General features: G+C 46.2%; 17 protein-coding genes. 6 read left to right on the top strand and 11 right to left on the bottom strand.

Features of this window, described 5'->3' with window-relative positions:
• Window positions 1-22: 22 nt before the first annotated feature.
• Complete coding sequence (locus VP504_RS22870; protein ID WP_325894352.1) at window positions 23-916, bottom strand: DMT family transporter; 894 nt, start codon at window positions 914-916, stop codon at window positions 23-25.
• Between the two features lie 144 nt (window positions 917-1,060).
• Between VP504_RS22870 and VP504_RS22865 the strand changes: the two genes are divergently transcribed.
• Window positions 1,061-1,987, top strand: a complete 927-nt coding sequence (locus VP504_RS22865; RefSeq protein ID WP_325894351.1) for a LysR substrate-binding domain-containing protein — start codon at window positions 1,061-1,063, stop codon at window positions 1,985-1,987.
• 61 nt (window positions 1,988-2,048) lie between these two features.
• Here the strand turns inward: VP504_RS22865 and VP504_RS22860 are convergent, their stop codons facing one another.
• Complete coding sequence (locus tag VP504_RS22860) at window positions 2,049-3,644, bottom strand: nicotinate phosphoribosyltransferase (RefSeq protein ID WP_325894350.1); 1,596 nt, start codon at window positions 3,642-3,644, stop codon at window positions 2,049-2,051.
• A gap of 10 nt (window positions 3,645-3,654) precedes the next feature.
• Entirely contained in the window at window positions 3,655-4,509 is an 855-nt protein-coding gene (gene prs / locus VP504_RS22855) for a ribose-phosphate diphosphokinase (RefSeq protein ID WP_325894349.1), read from the bottom strand.
• A 204-nt stretch (window positions 4,510-4,713) separates the two neighbouring features.
• Between prs and VP504_RS22850 the strand changes: the two genes are divergently transcribed.
• Together VP504_RS22850 and VP504_RS22845 are read left to right on the top strand one after the other, a co-directional pair.
• Window positions 4,714-5,409 carry an NUDIX domain-containing protein gene (locus VP504_RS22850; RefSeq protein ID WP_325894348.1) on the top strand — a complete coding sequence of 232 codons (696 nt, stop codon included), beginning with the start codon at window positions 4,714-4,716 and terminating at the stop codon, window positions 5,407-5,409.
• 171 nt (window positions 5,410-5,580) lie between these two features.
• Complete coding sequence (locus VP504_RS22845; protein ID WP_325894347.1) at window positions 5,581-5,766, top strand: hypothetical protein; 186 nt, start codon at window positions 5,581-5,583, stop codon at window positions 5,764-5,766.
• Between the two features lie 155 nt (window positions 5,767-5,921).
• Here VP504_RS22845 and VP504_RS22840 read toward each other — a convergent pair whose 3' ends face one another.
• Window positions 5,922-6,443, bottom strand: coding sequence for a hypothetical protein (locus tag VP504_RS22840; RefSeq protein WP_325894346.1), 522 nt, complete (start codon window positions 6,441-6,443; stop codon window positions 5,922-5,924).
• 965 nt (window positions 6,444-7,408) lie between these two features.
• A complete protein-coding gene (locus tag VP504_RS22835; RefSeq protein ID WP_325894345.1) occupies window positions 7,409-7,531 on the bottom strand; it encodes a hypothetical protein in 123 nt (40 codons plus the stop codon).
• 508 nt (window positions 7,532-8,039) lie between these two features.
• On the opposite strand from VP504_RS22835, the gene VP504_RS22830 reads away from it, so the two are divergent.
• The gene (locus VP504_RS22830) at window positions 8,040-8,801 is read left to right on the top strand and encodes an IS5 family transposase (RefSeq protein ID WP_325894344.1); all 762 of its coding nucleotides are present in this window, start codon (window positions 8,040-8,042) and stop codon (window positions 8,799-8,801) included.
• A gap of 258 nt (window positions 8,802-9,059) precedes the next feature.
• On the opposite strand, the gene VP504_RS22825 is transcribed toward VP504_RS22830, so the two are convergent.
• Complete coding sequence (locus VP504_RS22825; RefSeq protein ID WP_325894343.1) at window positions 9,060-10,070, bottom strand: D-cysteine desulfhydrase; 1,011 nt, start codon at window positions 10,068-10,070, stop codon at window positions 9,060-9,062.
• Between the two features lie 320 nt (window positions 10,071-10,390).
• Window positions 10,391-10,834 (bottom strand): Lrp/AsnC family transcriptional regulator, encoded by a 444-nt coding sequence (locus tag VP504_RS22820; RefSeq protein WP_325894342.1) that lies wholly within the window; start codon window positions 10,832-10,834, stop codon window positions 10,391-10,393.
• A gap of 194 nt (window positions 10,835-11,028) precedes the next feature.
• Here VP504_RS22820 and yjeH point away from each other — a divergent pair, with 194 nt between their 5' ends.
• Together yjeH and VP504_RS22810 are read left to right on the top strand one after the other, a co-directional pair.
• Window positions 11,029-12,279: an L-methionine/branched-chain amino acid transporter gene (gene yjeH, locus VP504_RS22815; protein ID WP_325894341.1), complete on the top strand. Its 1,251-nt coding sequence runs from the start codon at window positions 11,029-11,031 to the stop codon at window positions 12,277-12,279.
• A gap of 96 nt (window positions 12,280-12,375) precedes the next feature.
• Entirely contained in the window at window positions 12,376-13,272 is an 897-nt protein-coding gene (locus tag VP504_RS22810; protein ID WP_325894340.1) for a homocysteine S-methyltransferase family protein, read from the top strand.
• A gap of 278 nt (window positions 13,273-13,550) precedes the next feature.
• On the opposite strand, the gene VP504_RS22805 is transcribed toward VP504_RS22810, so the two are convergent.
• The 4 genes from VP504_RS22805 to dctP are packed head-to-tail and all read right to left on the bottom strand — an operon-like array spanning window position 13,551 to window position 17,211.
• Window positions 13,551-14,333 (bottom strand): alpha/beta fold hydrolase, encoded by a 783-nt coding sequence (locus VP504_RS22805; RefSeq protein ID WP_325894339.1) that lies wholly within the window; start codon window positions 14,331-14,333, stop codon window positions 13,551-13,553.
• 5 nt (window positions 14,334-14,338) lie between these two features.
• A complete protein-coding gene (locus VP504_RS22800; protein WP_325894338.1) occupies window positions 14,339-15,640 on the bottom strand; it encodes a TRAP transporter large permease in 1,302 nt (433 codons plus the stop codon).
• Between the two features lie 12 nt (window positions 15,641-15,652).
• On the bottom strand, window positions 15,653-16,189 hold the full coding sequence (locus VP504_RS22795; RefSeq protein WP_325894337.1) for a TRAP transporter small permease: 537 nt from the start codon (window positions 16,187-16,189) through the stop codon (window positions 15,653-15,655).
• Window positions 16,190-16,206: 17 nt separating this feature from the next.
• Entirely contained in the window at window positions 16,207-17,211 is a 1,005-nt protein-coding gene (gene dctP, locus VP504_RS22790) for a TRAP transporter substrate-binding protein DctP (RefSeq protein ID WP_062709481.1), read from the bottom strand.
• Window positions 17,212-17,452 lie beyond the last annotated feature (241 nt).

Here is a 17,452-nt window from a genome sequence, read left to right as displayed (position 1 = left end):
ATAATCTGCCGCTTCGAAGCCATCAATAGGCTTGCTCTCTCTTCCACCACTGTAACGGCCGAATTGATCGATTCATCGCAAAGCCTGCAAACAAAATCGCAACCATGCCGAGTGTCATCAGTGGCGTGATAGCACTGTCGTAAACCAGATAATCGACAACCACGGTCGCGACCGGATACACATAGGCCAATACTGCAATCATTGGGGTTTCCAGTTTCTGGAAAGCACCATAAAGCAGGATATACATCACTGCGGTTTGTAAAAATCCCAGCGCTAACAACCAATACCAATGATCGCCCGCCGCTGGCACTTCCTTAATAGGTGCAAAGGTCGCCATCATCAAGGTACCGATAGCTAGGTGAACCGTTGCAATTAAATGCGGTTTGATGTGCGTCAGTCGCTGCGTAATCAAAGTCGTCAGCGCATAAAACACCGCGGCTATTATTGCACTGCCTATCCCCAAAATCAGGTTATCACTCCAACCCCCGGAGAAGGGGTCCACAATCATCAGCACACCGGAAAATGCTACCAACACCCAAAGCCAGTTATGTGGCTCAAACCGTTCACGCAAAAACAGCGCCGCTATCAACAACACGAAAATCGGCTGGGTGTGGTAAGCCACCGTGGTCACCCCTATCGGTGCAAAACTGAAAGAGGTAAACAGAAAACACCAGTTCACTACGAGCGTCACGCCACCAACCAGCATTAACAGCCACTCTTTACCTGTGACTTTTGAAGCATCCAGATAGCCGCGCACCCAAGCGTAAAAGCCGAGAAACATGAATCCAAACAAACAGCGATAAAATACCGCATTGAGCGGCACCTGACCTGACTCATAAACAAACACACCGATGGTACTCGAAAGCATCATCGCCAGGATCATTTCTAGTTTTCCGATATTATTTGGCTGCATCATCTGGTCTCCTTGTGCTCACTTCACCTGTGTGCGAGCATCATGAAGACGTTAAACGCAAAGCGCTTTTCGCGATATTTATCATATTTAACGGGCATTAAGCGCAGCTAAACACGCGCCATCGGAAAGGACGACAAGGAAGAGAAAATGGACGAGAGCAAGTTTCAGGATATTCCCCCCATGAACGCCATGGTGTCGTTTGATGCGGTGATCAAAAGCGGCACCATCGCCGGCGCAGCGCAAATGCTCAATCTCACTTCCTCTGCGGTTAGCCAACGCATCAAACAACTGGAATCCTGGTTTCGTGCACCATTGTTTCACCGTAACGGTGGAAAACTGGAACTGACAGACATCGGCCGCCAACTTGCCGCCTCCAGCACCACCGCTTTTGATCAATTGCTCGCGACCACCCACCAAATCCGTTCTGCGGCAGCCAGTAGTGAAATTACCGTCAGTGCCATCTCCTCATTCGCCTATTTACGATTGATGGAAGCCCTGCCCGACTTCTACGCTGCCTGCCCTGAACTCAGCCTGACGCTGGATGCCAATAACAGCAAAGTCGACTTCCGTGCCCAATCCCTCGATCTCGCGATTCGATATACCTATCAGCCTTACGACGAAGGATTAGTGTTCGAAAAGATTGCCGACGAAGAAATCTTCCCGTGTGTCAGCCCTGAATTGTTGGAACAGATACAAAGCGATGATTTAAAAACCCTACTCGACCATTCCGCTATGATTGTGGATTCCAGCCCACAACTGGTGAATGTAAAACCCGGTTGGCAGCAATGGCTCGCCAAGTTCGAAGACTTCACCGTAGAAGGTTATAAAAGCCTGAGGTTCAACGAATACCAGTATGCCCAAAAGACAGCGATAGAAGGGCACGGCGTGTTGTTCGCCCGCAGCGTATTGGCCGAATCTGCCATTGCCAGCGGCGAGTTGGTGAGAATCGGCGAAAATACCATGCCCTCAGCATCGAGCTATTATTTAGTTTCAAGAAAAGACGTGCCGCTGAAACCACCTGCTCGCGAGTTCGCCAAATGGTTCAGGGAGTGGTTTGAGATGAAGAAAGCCTGAACAAGAAAATACCGCTATTTCTCTGGGAAATAGCGGTATCTCAGTTTGAGGTTTTACTTACCTAGATTTGACTATCAATGACTGAGCGGATTTCTGCCAGTGAAGTTTCTTTAACAAGTTTGCCATCCTCAAATACCACCTCCAGCAACCCTTCTGCTTCTTCGGCTTCTGAGACGTTATCAAACAGCACTAACTCGCCTCCCACGTCCTCAACTTTGAGCAATCCTTTCGCTGATTTCTTTTTGGTATCCGTTTTTGGATCCTTGAAAATAGCTACTCGTTCACCGTTTTTCACAACACTTGTCGCTTTCACTGCCGAACCGTGGGTATCTCGGGTGACATACTGATAGCTGTATGAACCAATACCCAATACGACTTTAGAGGCAAACCCTTTATCCATCAGTCTTTCTAGGATCTCACGCTGACGCGGCAGCGTAATGGCATCTCCATAAATGGCACCGATATGTTCATCGAGAAGTTTGAAACCCTTATCTGTCATCGTGCCACCGAAAATATCCCACAAGCACTCGATAAGTCCTTTTACTTCGCAGTCCATCAACTCAATGGTTTGGCCTTCACAAACCCCATAAAACTGACCATTCCAGCGATAGGCTTCATAGCCACTTGCAAGTGCCTCTTGCTCCGCCTCACTTTGAGAGTTTGCAAGCTCTGAGTACTCAGATACGGGAGAAGCTTTATATCCCGTCAGGATTTTAACTGGATCCCCTGAGTCCGGGCGGATAACCAAAGTGCCTTCTCTTGCTAAAATCTCATCTTTTAACTGGGGAAGATACTCTGTTACCAGCGTCCAGAAATCCCAGGTATCCGAAACGACACTCAGAATTCCTTTCGGTGATTGCTCTCTCATCAGGTAACGAAAGAACTCAATCTCACCTTCAAGCAACCATGAACACGTCACTGAGTGTTCAGTCGCATCGACAGAGCAACCCACCAGTTCTTGATCTACATTTGCTCCGTAATATTTCTCAGCGAACAATACTGCCGGAATCGTATCGGTACCAACAAGGCCAGATGCCAAGTGACCAAAACCACTCATTGCTGCTGCTTGCTTACCGAACATTCCTCTAAAACTGAAATCGTGCCCTTGGAAGGGAACAAACTCCTTCGCTAAGCCTGTTTTAGCCGCAAATTCTTTAAAGACTTTCAAGTAGGCTACTGAGGTTGTTGCACTGGTTTGAATCGGCCAGTTCTCTGCACTCAACACCGTTTCGATCATATTGGTTAGCCACTGAAAACCTTCTTTGGTATTTACCACCGTCATTGGTGGCACTTGATAAGGCACCAGGGTTCCTTCAGGCAGCGCTTTAATTTTAAGGGGTAGATAACCCAAGTCGTGTAACTCTTCCAAATAGCTCACATCAACCGGATATCCCAGCATGGCACTCATCACTCGCTTGTGGTTTGCCACTGCCGTTTCTTTATCTGCACTGAAGAAAGCATCCCACTCTTCCATCAAATAGCTCTTAATGAAATATTGCAGACCAACAAACGCAACTTTGTCATTTTGAGCAACGTTACTGAGCTTCCCGCTGCGTGACGTGTAGTTTGCATAAACTTCTGAGACGTCTGGGTGATAAGCTCGCGCATGGAACTCTTTATAAACATCTTTTTGCATACTTGGAGCAATAATAGTCATGGCGATCTCCTTATAAGCTAATGACGTTGAGTGTTACGTTGGCCGCTGTGTCGTATTCTTCTTTTGCTTTGAACGAGTCCGTGGTGTAAATCTCGTCAATGAAGCCGTCAAACACTGCCATGCCATTCGAAAAAATACCGTGTGTAACAAACAGAGATACCTTCTCCGCACCTGCTGACTTAAGCACTTTGGCCAGCTCAATAAAGGTTCTTCCTCCATCGCAAATATCATCAGCAATGAGGACAGATTTACCTTCAACATTTCCTTCAATGACGGTTTTAACAATCTCACCCGTTTTCAGATCCCGAACTTTCTGCGCCTGAATCACAGATGGACGACCATCAAAAATTTCAGCCAGTTTTTGTGTCTTTTTGCTCGCTCCTGCATCAGGGGAAACCAAAATCACTTCGTCGCTGTTCATGAGCTCAACTAACGCTTCACATTTAGTGAAGATTTCTGCCTGTGGTACGTTGTTTACACGTTCCACCAGAGCGTTAGAAACATCACTGTGAACATCCCAAAGCGTCACTTTCGCGAAGCCCTGCTGATTGATCAAAGATGCCATAACAGCGGCTCCCAATGCCTCCCCTTCTACACACACTCTGTCCTGACGGGCATAAGGGAAATAAGGCAGAGTAAGCTCAATAGGAACAGCGTCAAACGTTGCGCGCTTAATCGCGTCAGTGGTCATTAGAAGCTTCATAAGATCTGATGAGCTTTGAATGCGAGCTTTAATCAGAATGCGCGCCGCATTTTCCAGTTGCTCCACGTCCACTCTCACTTGCTCTTCACCACCTGAAAAGGTAAATGCTGTGGTGTTTACACTTCTGATATTTCCCACTTGATCAATCGCTGAAATTTTCATGGCTGCTCCTCCAAACCCGCTTTGTGTCCCTTCGACATTATATAAGCTAACGGATAGAATTTAACCGATCAAGCATTTTGTGTCTTTATGACACAAATAATTTTTATATGTCTGATTTATATGAAATTTAATTACATGGGTTTGACCGAACGAGGAAACTTCCCTAATGTGTCTGTGGGACAGAAAGATAGGCAAAGACACGAAATGCCAAACGGAAATCAAAATAGCCATACGAATCCGCAATTTACGGTAGACAGCGTTCTATTTACCGTCGCAGATGGAACACTCAAGGTGTTACTGGTCAAACGCGCTAATCAGCCTTTTGAAGGATTGTGGGCTTTGCCAGGAGGCTTCATTGACCAAAATTTGGATCTGAATACAGACGATACGGCAAAGCGGAAACTAAAAGAGAAGACTAGTGTTGAGCCACAGTATTTAGAGCAACTACAAGTTCTCTCCGGTGACAAACGTGACCCGCGAGGCTACAGCATCACTTTGGTTTACTATGCCCTTGTCACAGAACAAAAGGTCTCTACGCACATCAGCACGGTTGACGATGTAGCGTGGTTTGATGTGAACGCACTGGCTGAAATGACGCTTGCTTTTGACCACTTCGCACTCATTCAGACAGCTCGCCAACGCCTGCAACAGAAAGCCCTCTACTCTATGGTGCCTGTCTATTGCCTGCCTGAGAGGTTTACTATCGGCCAGTTAAAGAGTGTGATTGAAACCATTATTGAAAAGCCGATTCAGCGTAAAAGTCTGATTCGCCGCATCGAAGCTTCTGAAATGTTTGAAGGTATTGAGGAAAAAGTACGTTCAGGTGGCCGTCTGGCACAGTTGTACACAGTGAAAAGCGGCGTTGATATCGCGCATTTCGAGCGTAATTTCAGCGTTTAGGCTCAATGTAAAATGTCTAGAGTTCATAAACCCATCCTAAGAAAAGTCGCTAAAATCGCGACCACTCATCAGCGATAGTCTGCTCTATCCTTCTTCTGCGTTTTGACCGTCTCCGGCGGTATCTGGCTTGCCTACTCTCAGATCCAGAATATAGGTGGGCTGGAGCTGCTTTTGACAGGCTTAGGTACGTTTTCAATCTTCAAACGCGCTAAGTATTCCCTACAATTAGAAATCAACCATGCCGACACCACAGGTGTGCAGTGGGTGAATGTGAAAAAGACCAATAATGAAGCGGATAGATCGGTAATGAAAAGGAAGGTCTTGGCGATTAACGGGAAAAATAAGCTGATTTCTTAAACCCCAGATTTCGTTCGTCTACTAAAAAAGAAGCGACGGCTGCCCGTCGCTTCTTTAACTTCTCAGGTATGCAGCGGTGAAAAGGTCTGGCTCATAATTAGCTTGTCAATTTCAGTTAGCCACGTCTCCATATCCCGAGGTTTCGTGTCCATCTTTTAATCAATGATGATTTCTGGTTGCAAATGGACAAAGTCAGGTTCATTGATAGTTTTGACAGCATACTCTTTCAAACCTGCTCTTAGATCGTTAAACGCTTTTGTTGGTTGATTGTCCCATCCAGTACAGTCAATTAGACTAGCACGACGCTTTTTACCGATGCCTACTTCATAGTGTGGAGCATCGCAAATTGGTGAGTCAAACTGTCTCCAGCTCTTGGTTTTGTTCATTGCACGGATAAGCGACTTTACTTTCACAATATCCTGACTATCAAAGAATCTTAATTTAGTACTTCCATCGTAGTCCCTGACAACTACACGCAGATCTTTTGCACCTTCATCATAGTTCTGGCTAATAAATGTGACTGTGCGCTTTTCATTGAACCAGTAACTTGGACCCTCGGTATACTCAACAACCACTTTGGTGGTCACTGCCGCGTAGGAAGATAAAGAGAATAGGACTAATAACGGTCCAATAATTTTGATAAATTGCTTAATTTTAACTGAAGTATTCCAATGCATGATTTCCCTCATCCATATTCAGTGGCTTCTGTATATTATCAATTATCACGCCATATGAAACATTGATAATATCCAGATGCCAAGTTGATCAATAAAAAATTGACAGAAATTCACCTTGATAAATTAAATCATCAACAAATAGATTTAATTAGACAAAGCGGTTGGTTTGTATTGCAGTCATCTAAAATACAGCATGGGAAAGTTATTTTTGTCTCTTTTATAGGACTATCATGATTAGTTAAAATTTTAGCACCTATGGTATGTAATCTTTTGTTTGTTCAATGCCTAAGAAGAAGCTTAAATACCCCTTTGATCTCGAGAAAAATAGAAATATCACTTAGTGTAAATTTATTTACATAATAACTCCCATTCACAAGAACCAGAGTATAAAACAATACCAACACTAGACTTAATTAATACTTAATTAAGTCATTATCGGAAAAGTCTCTCTAGGATTTATGATCTATACTATCTTCATTACTGAAGTGATTTTTATTCCTTTTATGTCATAAGTTTATATATTAACCACTAAAGGTAGACATCATTAGATTAGTACGAAATTCATACTTTATAATTAATAAAATAAATATCTAAAAATATAGCAATAGAGAAAGCTATACATTGAAAACATAGTTGTATATAAAAATTAAAACCATCAGTCATTGAAGCATTGTCATGACACTCACTAAGCTATTCTACTTGTTGCGGAATTCACTTATTACCACTTCTTACTAAAGCCTCTAAGGAATCAGCGTGCCATAAAAAGAAACCATATACGTATACAGCCTATATATTTCGCATAAACTTATCTTTTAATAACATTAGATTCATATTTGAGACAATAGATATTTGAGGGTTTTCTATCATCACTGTTACATTATCTAATAATTTACAACTCCTAAGCTATGTTTAAGTATTTCGATCATTAACCAATAGAGGTCATTCCCTCTTTGTTTAGCGCTTCGTTAACGCAGACGATTTACAGGGAAACATACTTTTAGAAAGGCGTTTTCTTCGATTGAAGCAAGCTGACAGGTTAATGGCTGGAAAAGTAAATAAGCGATGATGGGGGAAACAGGCTGGTTCATAAACCCCCTCCTATTCCCTTCCGCCTATCCAACAAAAAAGCGACAGTCTCCAGTCGCTTTTTGTTTTCGTGAAGCTTACTCGAACTTGATAACCGTCGAGTAACTATCCGAGTTGGAATAGATGTTTGGTATGATGCTGACCATACAGGTTGGCAGAAAGCTCATCGGCAGTTCGCTCCCTCTAGGCTAGCTGCCCAAGATTTTTCAAAGAAAACAGCTTGAACATATGGCCTTCCCCATCCACCTTCCGCACATCTTAATAGATGGTAGAAGTGTCATCCGCGCCACGTAACCAAGATCCATCTGACCCAAATACTCTAAATGTCCATCGCTGAAGTAGAGATAATGATAGTCATTGCTGACATAACCATTGTCTTCACCGTCCGTATCAACGCGAGATAAATAGACATTGGGTGCTAGGGGCTGTTGACCTTTGGTGGTTAAATTTTGAGCGAAACGCTAAGGGGTTATAATCTCTTTCGCCAAAAACAAACAACAACCCCAAAGCATGCCAAGAACAATCTTAACTGACTCAAGATGGGAACTTCTACTGAAAACAATGAAAAGTACAGGGCGCATCTATGATAAGTCTGAGCACAGAATGACCTTTGAAGGAATACTTTATCGCATGAGGACAGGTATTCCTTGGCGAGATTTACCGTCCGAGTTTGGGGAATGGAGCACCGTCTACAGGCGCTTCAATCTTTGGTCAAAGAAAGGGCTTTTAAATCATCTTTTCAATCATTTATCGAAGATGGCTGACTTTGAATGGGTCTTTCTTGATGGCTCAATAGTTAGAGCACATCGGTACAGTACGGGAGCGGCGAGCTGCGCTACAGAGCAAATCGGTAAGAGTCGAGGCGGCAATACAACCAAGATTCACCTGGCTGTAGACAGCGGCGGTTTACCCATCTGCTTTGACTTATCCGAAGGGCAACGAAATGACATTGTTCATGCAGAAAGCCTTGTCGAACAACTGGACAAAATAAACACCATCATCTGCGATAAAGGTTATGACAGTAAGGCCTTTCGTGACTTTGTGCGACGCAAAGGAGGGAGAACCGTCATCGCTAAGCGTAATTGCGGGCAAGACATCAGCAAAGATACAATGGATTGGTGCTTATATAAGTATCGGCATTTAGTCGAGAATGCCTTTGCCAAAATTAAGCATTATCGTCCTATTTCAAGTAGATATGATAAGTTGGAAAGGAATTATGCCAGCATGGTATCGCTGGCATTCATGCTTATGTGGTTACCAATGTATTTTTGATTGAAAAATGAACATCAAAGATCAACAGCCCCTAGGTTACAGCCACAGAACTTTCAGCCATCAGAATTTACCAGTTTCAAAATCTGCTTTATGAGAGACGTGTTATTTACGAAATGATATAACATAATATTTCGTCATATTTTGTAATATTTGTGAAGTATGGTGTTGAGGAAAAAACGCAGCGGAGTGCTGCGTTTGGTTTTCAATAACGAAAGGGTGGGCTTAATAGAGATGACCGCATTATTGTATTAGTTGATGTTAGCAGTAGCTCTCGAAGTCAAAGGCACCGCGGTAGCCAGGCAATGCCTGAGCACCACCTGTGTGCAGAAATACGATGTTGTCGCAGTCTTTAAATTCGCCTTTGCGGATAAGGTCGATAAGGCCAGCCGCACCTTTACCGGAATAGACAGGGTCCAGTAAAATGCCTTCATAGCGGGCAAACATATCTATCGCTTCTAAGGTGCTTTCAGCAGGAATCCCGTAGCCGTCTCCAACGTAATCACAGTTAGCACGCACATCTTCGCGTTTCACTGCTCCTGGAATGCCCAATAGATCGCAAGTCTTTTCAGCAAGTGTGTAGACATTACCTTCCTGCTGCGGCTGGGGAACACGAACACCTACGCCAAGCAGAGGAATTAGACTGTTGGTGGCAACAAGGCCAGTAACCAAGCCCGCCTGCGTACCAGCTGACCCTGTCGCATGAACAAGGTGGTCAATTTTCAACCCCATTTCATTGGCTTGGTTGACCAGCTCCAAGGCACAGTTAGCATAACCCAACGCACCAATCGCATTGGAACCACCACCTGGAATGATGTAGGGCTTCTTACCCTCGGCGCGCAGTGTTGCTGCAACATCTTCCATCGCGGCATTCATATCTGTGCCGCCCGGATATTTACTGAGTGAAGCCCCAAACAGTTGCTCAAGCATGACGTTGCCATTGAGCACATAATCTGGATCTTCTGAAGCGGTTCGGTCTTCCAACAAAATGTGGCACTCCAATCCACATTTCGCCGCAATTGCCGCTGTCTGACGACCATGGTTAGTTTGGGTCGCACCTTGGGTGATAATGGTGTCAGCGCCTTGTTCAAGTGCGTCTGCCATCAGGAACTCAAGTTTGCGAGTTTTGTTACCACCACCAGCCAGACCAGTACAATCGTCGCGTTTAATCCAGATTGTAGGCCCGCCCAAGGCTTCAGAAAGACGCTTCATTGGCTCAAGCGGTGTAGGTAAATGAGCAAAGCGCAAACGTGGAAAGCGAGAAAGGTGCATGTCGTTGTCCCTAACAGTTAAGAAGTAGAAAAAAGTAATTGCTATTTCAGACTGAGAAACTTTTTTGACTTACGCCAATACCTATATTGAAGGGGCTGCGGTTACTTTTCGGCATAACGAGAGCATGAATTATCTAATGCATTGATTATTTGTAATTAAATTGACTTCACGACTCTCTACCGTCTAGTAATATTGAACGTTTTTCGAAAACAGCAGCAGCACGTTTTGTGACCAAAGTTACATTAAGAAGAGATATTCAAAAATGATTAAGGCTTTATCTGATAGCAGTATAAAGACGCGCATTAGCAAACAAGCTTAACTTAGTTAGTCGTATTGAAGAACTCTGTCAGCACGATATGGGTCACCACCTGCTTGATGTCAGGAATAGCCTGAATCACTTCACGGATTTGATTGATACGGTTCATACTAGGCACTTCCACATAAAGCATCATGTCCGTTTCGCCGCTGATCGCATGACACCACTTCACCCCTTCAATCCGGCGAATGGTTTCTGCATAAGCCTCACAGTGGTATTGGCTGGATGAAGTGTCATATTTTAATGCAAGGTAAGCGCAGACCATTTCGACACTTTTGTTCTCCACTACATCGGCGTGGTAGCCAAGAATAACTTTGTCTTGCTCAAGCTTTTTGATTCGTGCTGTCACTGCGGAACGCGACAAATTGACATCCCGCGCGATTTCGCTGACGGAACGGCGTGCATCCACACGCAGAATATCCAATATTTGTTGGTCGAACTTATCCATGTTCTTCTTTCAATTCTCTTTTCGTAAATCACTTCTCTCGCAGAATATTGCGCGAAAACTGTCACTTTGTCAGCCTCAGCAATAAAAACCGTCAATCTGACGCTGAACAAAGACACTTTGCGCGATGCTTTTTCAATCAATCAGCTTTAATCTGGCAACAGTCATCAACACACAGATACTGGCTGGGACGCCCCATGAATCAACTCAAAAAAGAAATCACATTGCTGTCCGGTATCGGCCAACTTTCTACCACCCTTTTGGGTACCGGACTATTCATGATCCCTGCTATTGCAGCGGGCATCGCCGGTGAGTTTTCCCTCTGGGCATGGCTCTTCCTATTTGTCGCTATTTGCCCGATAGCCCTGACATTCGCCCAATTAGGTAAGCGCTACCCGAATGCAGGCGGTACCGCTTATTTCGTCCGCAAAGCTTTCGATAAAAGGTTAGAGCGGAGCGTCGCCTGGCTCTTTGTCAGCGTGATTCCCGTTGGTGTTCCAGCGGCCGTTGCTCTTGCCGCTGGCTTTCTGCAACAACTTTTGCCTGAGCCGATTAATGGCTCTCTGACGGCTCAACTTCTTACCGTCGCGCTCTTGGTGGGTGTCAATTTGATGGGTGCTAAATCTTCGGGTCAGCTGCAAACCCTTATCGCGATTAGCATTTTTCTTTTGGTTGGCGCTTTTCTGTGGAAAGGCGGCGTAGGTGTCACCGATCTGACCATGCCGACCATTAGTGAGGATTCCTTATGGCCCATTGGCGCTGCGCTTGGTGTGATGTTCTGGTGCTTTGTTGGCATTGAAGCCTTCGCCCATATGGGGGAAGAGTTTAAAAATCCGGAAAGAGATTTCCCTATCGCCATTATCGCGGGCTGTTTTATAGCTGGTGCGACCTACTGGGCCATGTCAGTCGTCATCCTGAAATTCGGCGCTTACGGCACCCCACAGTTTGATAGCGCCTCAATCCCCTGGTTGAGTGAGAACTTGTTTGGCCCGAACTTTAAAATGCTGATCAGTGTGATTGGCTTCTCCGCCTGCTTCGCGAGTGTCAATCTTTACACCCAAAGCCTTTCACGTATGGTTTGGGCACAAGCGCGCGAGAACAAGCCAGAAGGAAAAATGGCTCAGGTTTCGAGCCGTGGCGTCCCCCAGAATGCGACCTTAAGTGTCGGTGGCGTCCTGGCGGCTTCCTGCATCATAGGATATTGGTCAGGCTTGGATTTGGAGTTTTTCCTTAAGCTCGCCAACAGTGTGTTCGTGTTGGTTTATCTGATGGCGATGCTCGCAGCACTAAAACTTCTGGAAGGGATGCCAAGATGGTTAGCGGGCATCGCACTGGCACTTTGTGTGATTGTTTTCGTCTGTCTTGGTTGGTCGATGCTATATGCGCTGGGCGTATTTGGTCTTCTTATGCTGCAAGGTAAAAAAGACACCCGCAAAGCAGCCGTTTAACCCTTCTAGACATCACAAATATTTTGTGAGACCTTTCGCAAAAGTTTTGAAATACCCAAATATAATTTGGGTTACAACAAGAAAGAGCGATCACGGATGTTTGTTTTATTAGATGGCGGCATGGGGCGAGAGCTTCAACGTATCGGCGCCCCATTTTCCCAGCCTTTATGGAGCGCTCAAGCGCTGATTGAAGCGCCAGATTGTGTTTATCAGGCGCACCAGAATTTTATTGATGCGGGATGCGATGTCATCACGGTCAACAGCTATGCCTGCGTCCCTTTCCACTTGGGCGAGCAGCGATATCAGGAACAAGGCTTTGAACTGGCTGAGTCCGCAGCGCAAATTGCCCGTCGTGCTGCTGATGACAGCGAGAGGAAAGTCAAAGTTGCGGGCTGTATTCCTCCAGTTTTGGGTTCCTACCGCCCTGATCTTTTCTCAGCAGAAAAAGCCCGCTCAATCATTCAAACACTGGTTGATGCACAAGCAGGCTACTCAGATATTTGGATAGCTGAAACGATTAGCTTGATTGAAGAATTCGAAACGATTTTCGACGTACTCAAAAGCACAAATCAACCTGCCTACTTTGCCTTCAGCTTAATGGACACTGAAATCGATCAACCTCGATTACGCTCTGGTGAATCTGTGGCGGATGCAATTCGCGTTGTCTGTGAAAAAAGCGTCGATGGCGTGCTGTTTAACTGTTCACAACCCGAGGTAATGTTGGACGCCATTGCTTTAGCAAAAGCCATCATTGATGATAGCGGCAAGCAGATTTCCCTAGGCGCTTATGCCAATGGGTTTACGGTCATCCATCAAGACCATGAAGCCAATGATTCACTGACGACGGTTCGTGATTTACCCGCTGATGAATACGCAGCGTTTGTGCGTGCCTGGCTGGATGCGGGGTCGAATATCGTAGGAGGATGCTGTGCAATTTTTCCGGAGCACATCGCCTATCTTGATGCACTCCGTAAGAGTAACGAAGAAAAATAACTAGGGGCTGTTGATCTTTGGTGGTTAAATTTTGTTCTCGCTATAAGCGTTTTAGGCGCGGCGGGGTATGTGCGGCCTAGCCATTCTAAGCAAATACACCTCAACAAAACATAAAACGCTTAGGGTACGGGACGCGCAGTCGAACCCTCCGGGCAGCGTTTGTGGGGAATTTCTGCTGCGTTATCTGCTTCTCATGTAGGCGATACACATCGAAACTTCTGCCTTGCATAAAATCCCCACAAACTGCTGCAAAAGTCATCACCAAAGGTCAACAGCCCCTAAGTCGTCGTCGCCAACTGACGTTGTTTCACCTTATCGCTTTGCAGGAACTCAATCACCAGTAGATTGAAGATGCGCGCTTTCTCGAGGTGAGCATTGTGAGCGGCCAGAGGCATCACGGCCAAGTTCGTGTCTTTTATTCTTCTCCAGAGTATTTCGACCTGATCCCACATATAGGATCGATCACTGTCTGGCCAGAGAACCAGTGTTTTTGCCTCAATATCGCCCAGGCGTTCAATAGAGCGCCACCCTCCCATAGCACGAAGTCCGTTAATATAGGTTTGCGTGGACACACGTTCAGCAAGCGCCATTCCCCCAACAAAATCAGGATCCTCTTCCCCTTCTGAAAACCAGGTTCGGACAGTATCCCGTGCGACTTGCTCTGTGCCCTCTTTTTCAGCACGTGCCATGCTGTCTTCAAGCGATTCAAAACGCCCCGGCAAACGGCCATTTGGTCCGGTTGCGTAGAGCACCAACCCCATCACTCTGTCTTTTGCTTTGATTGCAATTTCCTGAGCAATCATCCCCCCCATCGAATGCCCCATCAGGTGAAAACAGTCGATACCGAGTTCATCCAGTTTTCCCAACACGAAATCGGCAAACCCTTCAATGCTATCCAAGCCTGTTTCCTTTGCCTTTCCTCCATAACCTGGCAAATCGAACGCAACGACATCGAAGCGTGTTGAAAATAGCTCAATCTGTTTTTCCCAATAGGTCATGCTACTGAGAAATCCATGAACCAGAACCAAGGTCGGTCCGGTTCCTACACGTATACCATTCATCGTTATTATTCCATTAACTCAGGGAGCCAAAGCGCTGTGTCAGGCAGTCCGACTAACAACAGCAGCAAAATCACAAGCGCAAAAATAAAGGGAACACAGCCAATGATCACATCCCCTATGGTGACGTCGTCTCTGGCGAGACTCTGTATAACAAAGAGGTTGAGCCCGACAGGCGGTGTCAGTACGGCTATTTCCATAGTGATGGTGTAAACCACCCCAAACCAAATCAGGTCAAAGCCCGCCGCATGCACCAGAGGGAACAGGGTTGGTAAGGTGATAAAAGTCATAGAGACAGGCTCTAAGAACATGCCGAGGATGATGTAGAACACCACAATCATTGCCAGCACAGCGTAGGGCGATAAGTCCATTTCAACGAACAGTTGGGTAAACTGCTGCGGAATTTGGTGATAGGTCATCACAAAGCCGAATAGTACCCCTGACGACAGCAATAAGCCCAAGTAACCCATGGTCTGCATGGTCGACTTAAGTGACTCGAGCAAGCCTTCCCAACGCAGCCCACCAAAGCAAAATGCCATGATAAGGGTGATAACCGACGACACCGCCGCCGCTTCAGTTGGTGTCGCGATTCCCGCATAGATAGAGATGGTAATCACCAAGCCAATGATCATCACCGGCGTGAGTGCGGACAGCGCCACCAGCCAAGGGATCGGTTGGATACTCTCCTGCCCCGGAATATCTTGAGGTGCAACCTTTCCCCACACCGCGACGATGATGAAGAACATGGTTACCAGTACCAGTCCAGGTATGACACCAGCGATAAATAGTGCACCGATGGATTGGTCTGTCACGATGCCATAAAACAGCAAGATCAAGCTTGGCGGTAGCAGAACACTCAACGTACCGCCAGCAGCCAATACACCACTCGACAGACGTTTTCCGTAACCCAGTTTCAGCATCTGAGGCAAGGCCACACCGCCGATAGTCAGTGAACCCACCATGCTGGAACCACACACGGCACCAAACCCTGCACAAGCGCCGATACTGCCGTAAGCCGCAGCACCACGTAGTGGCAACTTGCTATGCATAAACCAGTAAAGGTTGGGGCCAATGGAAGAGCGCCCAATCAATTCGCCAAGAAAAACGAACAACGGAACGGCGAGGAGAATGTAGTCAAACCACACCCCCCACAGTTTCAGTTCCACCGTCACCAGCGAAGATTTCACACTCAGAATATCGAGCAAAAACGGGATAGATGCTGCGGCAAGCGCAAATGGGATAGGCAAGCCAATGATGATGAATCCCATCAACAAGCCCAGCATACCTAGCCCGACAACGTACCATTCCATAACACATCCTTGTTATTGTTGGTTTTGGCTGACTCCAGCGTTATCCGTCGCCGCACTTCCTTGCGGCTTACGTGGTGGTCTGCCCGCCAACAGCAGATAGACTGCGGTGAGACAGAAGACTAAAAGGGAAAGCACCACAGGGATCCAGAAATAAAATCGCGGCCAAAGAAGGATTTCAGACGCCGCACCAGAATCAAGCGACTTGAACATGGCTTTGGCTGATGCCGTGAAGAAAAACGCTCCAATCAGCAACATCACCAACATATTCAGCTTATCGACCCAAAACTGCAGGGTTTCTGGTAGCTTGTCACGGACTATTCCCACTTTAGGGTAGGCATCATTTAGCAGTGCGTATGAGATACCGAGAAACGCGACAGGCACCAGTAGCAGAGCAGTGGCCTCTGTCACTATGCCATCAGGTGAATCGAGAATATAACGTACCCCAACACCGTAGCTGATCCAGATTGCCTGGATCAGCACGATGACGGCACCGCAGTAGAGCAACGCTAAAGATAGCCAGTTCAAAGCCTTTAACAGGTTTGATTTCATACTGCGCACCTCTTCAATTATTCGCTGTGCGCTGCAAACAGGCTCCGGACTTTATCAGCCAGTGGCACACCACAGGCGCCGTTTACTTCTGGCGTCCATTTTTCCTGAATACCTGCAAGTAGCTCACCGGTGCGTTCTTCAGACATGGAAACCGCAGAACCGCCGTTCGCCATCACTGCATTGCCGACTCGCTCATCAACCCAAGTTTCATAGCGCGGTTTCAGCCAAGCCTCGGCTTCCTTCGCCGCTTCCTTCAGCGCTTTCTGGTTGTCTGCGCTCAGGCCATCAAACTTGTCTTTGTTCATCATGTAGATGATGTTGCCGTAGAACATGTTGGCGTTAACCATGTACGGCATGACCGACCAAAGTTTCCATGAACTGTATGTCGCGACGCCCATGTTGATTCCATCAACCACGCCACGCTCTGCAGACTGGAATACCTCTTTCGGTGCAACGAACACCGGCTTACCGCCCCATGTTTCGATCATCAGGCTCACCAGAGGGCCAATCGAACGAACCAGTTTGCCGTTCAACTTACCGATGTCTGACACTGGTTCTTCAAACCACCATTCCTGGTCATACGAATAGTTGGAATTGATCAGCGGGATCAGATCAGCTTTTGCCGCTTCCGCCTCAATTAATGCTGCGTAATCGGCATCAAGCTCAATTTGTTTTTCAAGACTAATGGCGACTGGATACAGCGAGGTGACGCGATAACATGGCAAGCGTTTGTCGGCAGGGATCCAGCTGATATCAGACACACCGCCTTGAACCGCATCCACACCTTCACTCCAACCATGCAGAGTGCCGGATGGGAAAACCTGGACTTTCAGGTCACCATTACTTTTCTCAGCCGCAAGTTCTGCAAATTTCTGAAAGCCTTGATAACGAATGTCGGACTCGTTGACATAAGTAGACAGGCGAATGGTTTCGGCAGCTTGTGCAGTGAAAGGTAATGCACCGACAATGGCGACGCTTAACGCACTTTTCAGAAAAGAACTAACGTTGTTGCGGTACTTCATGAGACTTCTCCCTAGTCTGGTTTTCCGTATTTGCAGCGCTGAGCATCCGCTGCGATTCATCCAAGTTAGTTTTCGGCTGCTGAGATAGCGTGCGGCTGAAAACACTCAATTAAGCATGGTCATAAGCGTCATTTTTGCATCATGCCAATTCGGTTGCCCTACATACCAAAAAGTTATGCCACCTTATAACCTATTTATTTTCAATAAATTAAATGCTAAAACATCACCTGGGAAAGAAAAT

It is taken from the genome of Grimontia sp. NTOU-MAR1 (genome assembly GCF_035758505.1).
Classification (GTDB): domain Bacteria; phylum Pseudomonadota; class Gammaproteobacteria; order Enterobacterales; family Vibrionaceae; genus Enterovibrio; species Enterovibrio marinus.
This window is presented reverse-complemented; position numbering and strand designations above follow the sequence as displayed.

Excerpts from the sequence above, each read along its gene's own strand:
- VP504_RS22860 (WP_325894350.1), bottom strand. The coding sequence starts at position 3,644 with ATGACTATTATTGCTCCAAGTATGCAAAAAGATGTTTATAAAGAGTTC.
- VP504_RS22825 (WP_325894343.1), bottom strand. The coding sequence starts at position 10,070 with ATGCACCTTTCTCGCTTTCCACGTTTGCGCTTTGCTCATTTACCTACA.
- VP504_RS22800 (WP_325894338.1), bottom strand. The coding sequence starts at position 15,640 with ATGGAATGGTACGTTGTCGGGCTAGGTATGCTGGGCTTGTTGATGGGA.
- VP504_RS22865 (WP_325894351.1), top strand. The coding sequence starts at position 1,061 with ATGGACGAGAGCAAGTTTCAGGATATTCCCCCCATGAACGCCATGGTG.
- yjeH (WP_325894341.1), top strand. The coding sequence starts at position 11,029 with ATGAATCAACTCAAAAAAGAAATCACATTGCTGTCCGGTATCGGCCAA.
- VP504_RS22805 (WP_325894339.1), bottom strand. The coding sequence starts at position 14,333 with ATGAATGGTATACGTGTAGGAACCGGACCGACCTTGGTTCTGGTTCAT.
- VP504_RS22820 (WP_325894342.1), bottom strand. The coding sequence starts at position 10,834 with ATGGATAAGTTCGACCAACAAATATTGGATATTCTGCGTGTGGATGCA.
- VP504_RS22850 (WP_325894348.1), top strand. The coding sequence starts at position 4,714 with ATGCCAAACGGAAATCAAAATAGCCATACGAATCCGCAATTTACGGTA.
- VP504_RS22830 (WP_325894344.1), top strand. The coding sequence starts at position 8,040 with ATGCCAAGAACAATCTTAACTGACTCAAGATGGGAACTTCTACTGAAA.
- dctP (WP_062709481.1), bottom strand. The coding sequence starts at position 17,211 with ATGAAGTACCGCAACAACGTTAGTTCTTTTCTGAAAAGTGCGTTAAGC.
- prs (WP_325894349.1), bottom strand. The coding sequence starts at position 4,509 with ATGAAAATTTCAGCGATTGATCAAGTGGGAAATATCAGAAGTGTAAAC.
- VP504_RS22835 (WP_325894345.1), bottom strand. The coding sequence starts at position 7,531 with ATGAACCAGCCTGTTTCCCCCATCATCGCTTATTTACTTTTCCAGCCA.
- VP504_RS22810 (WP_325894340.1), top strand. The coding sequence starts at position 12,376 with ATGTTTGTTTTATTAGATGGCGGCATGGGGCGAGAGCTTCAACGTATC.
- VP504_RS22840 (WP_325894346.1), bottom strand. The coding sequence starts at position 6,443 with ATGCATTGGAATACTTCAGTTAAAATTAAGCAATTTATCAAAATTATT.
- VP504_RS22795 (WP_325894337.1), bottom strand. The coding sequence starts at position 16,189 with ATGAAATCAAACCTGTTAAAGGCTTTGAACTGGCTATCTTTAGCGTTG.
- VP504_RS22870 (WP_325894352.1), bottom strand. The coding sequence starts at position 916 with ATGATGCAGCCAAATAATATCGGAAAACTAGAAATGATCCTGGCGATG.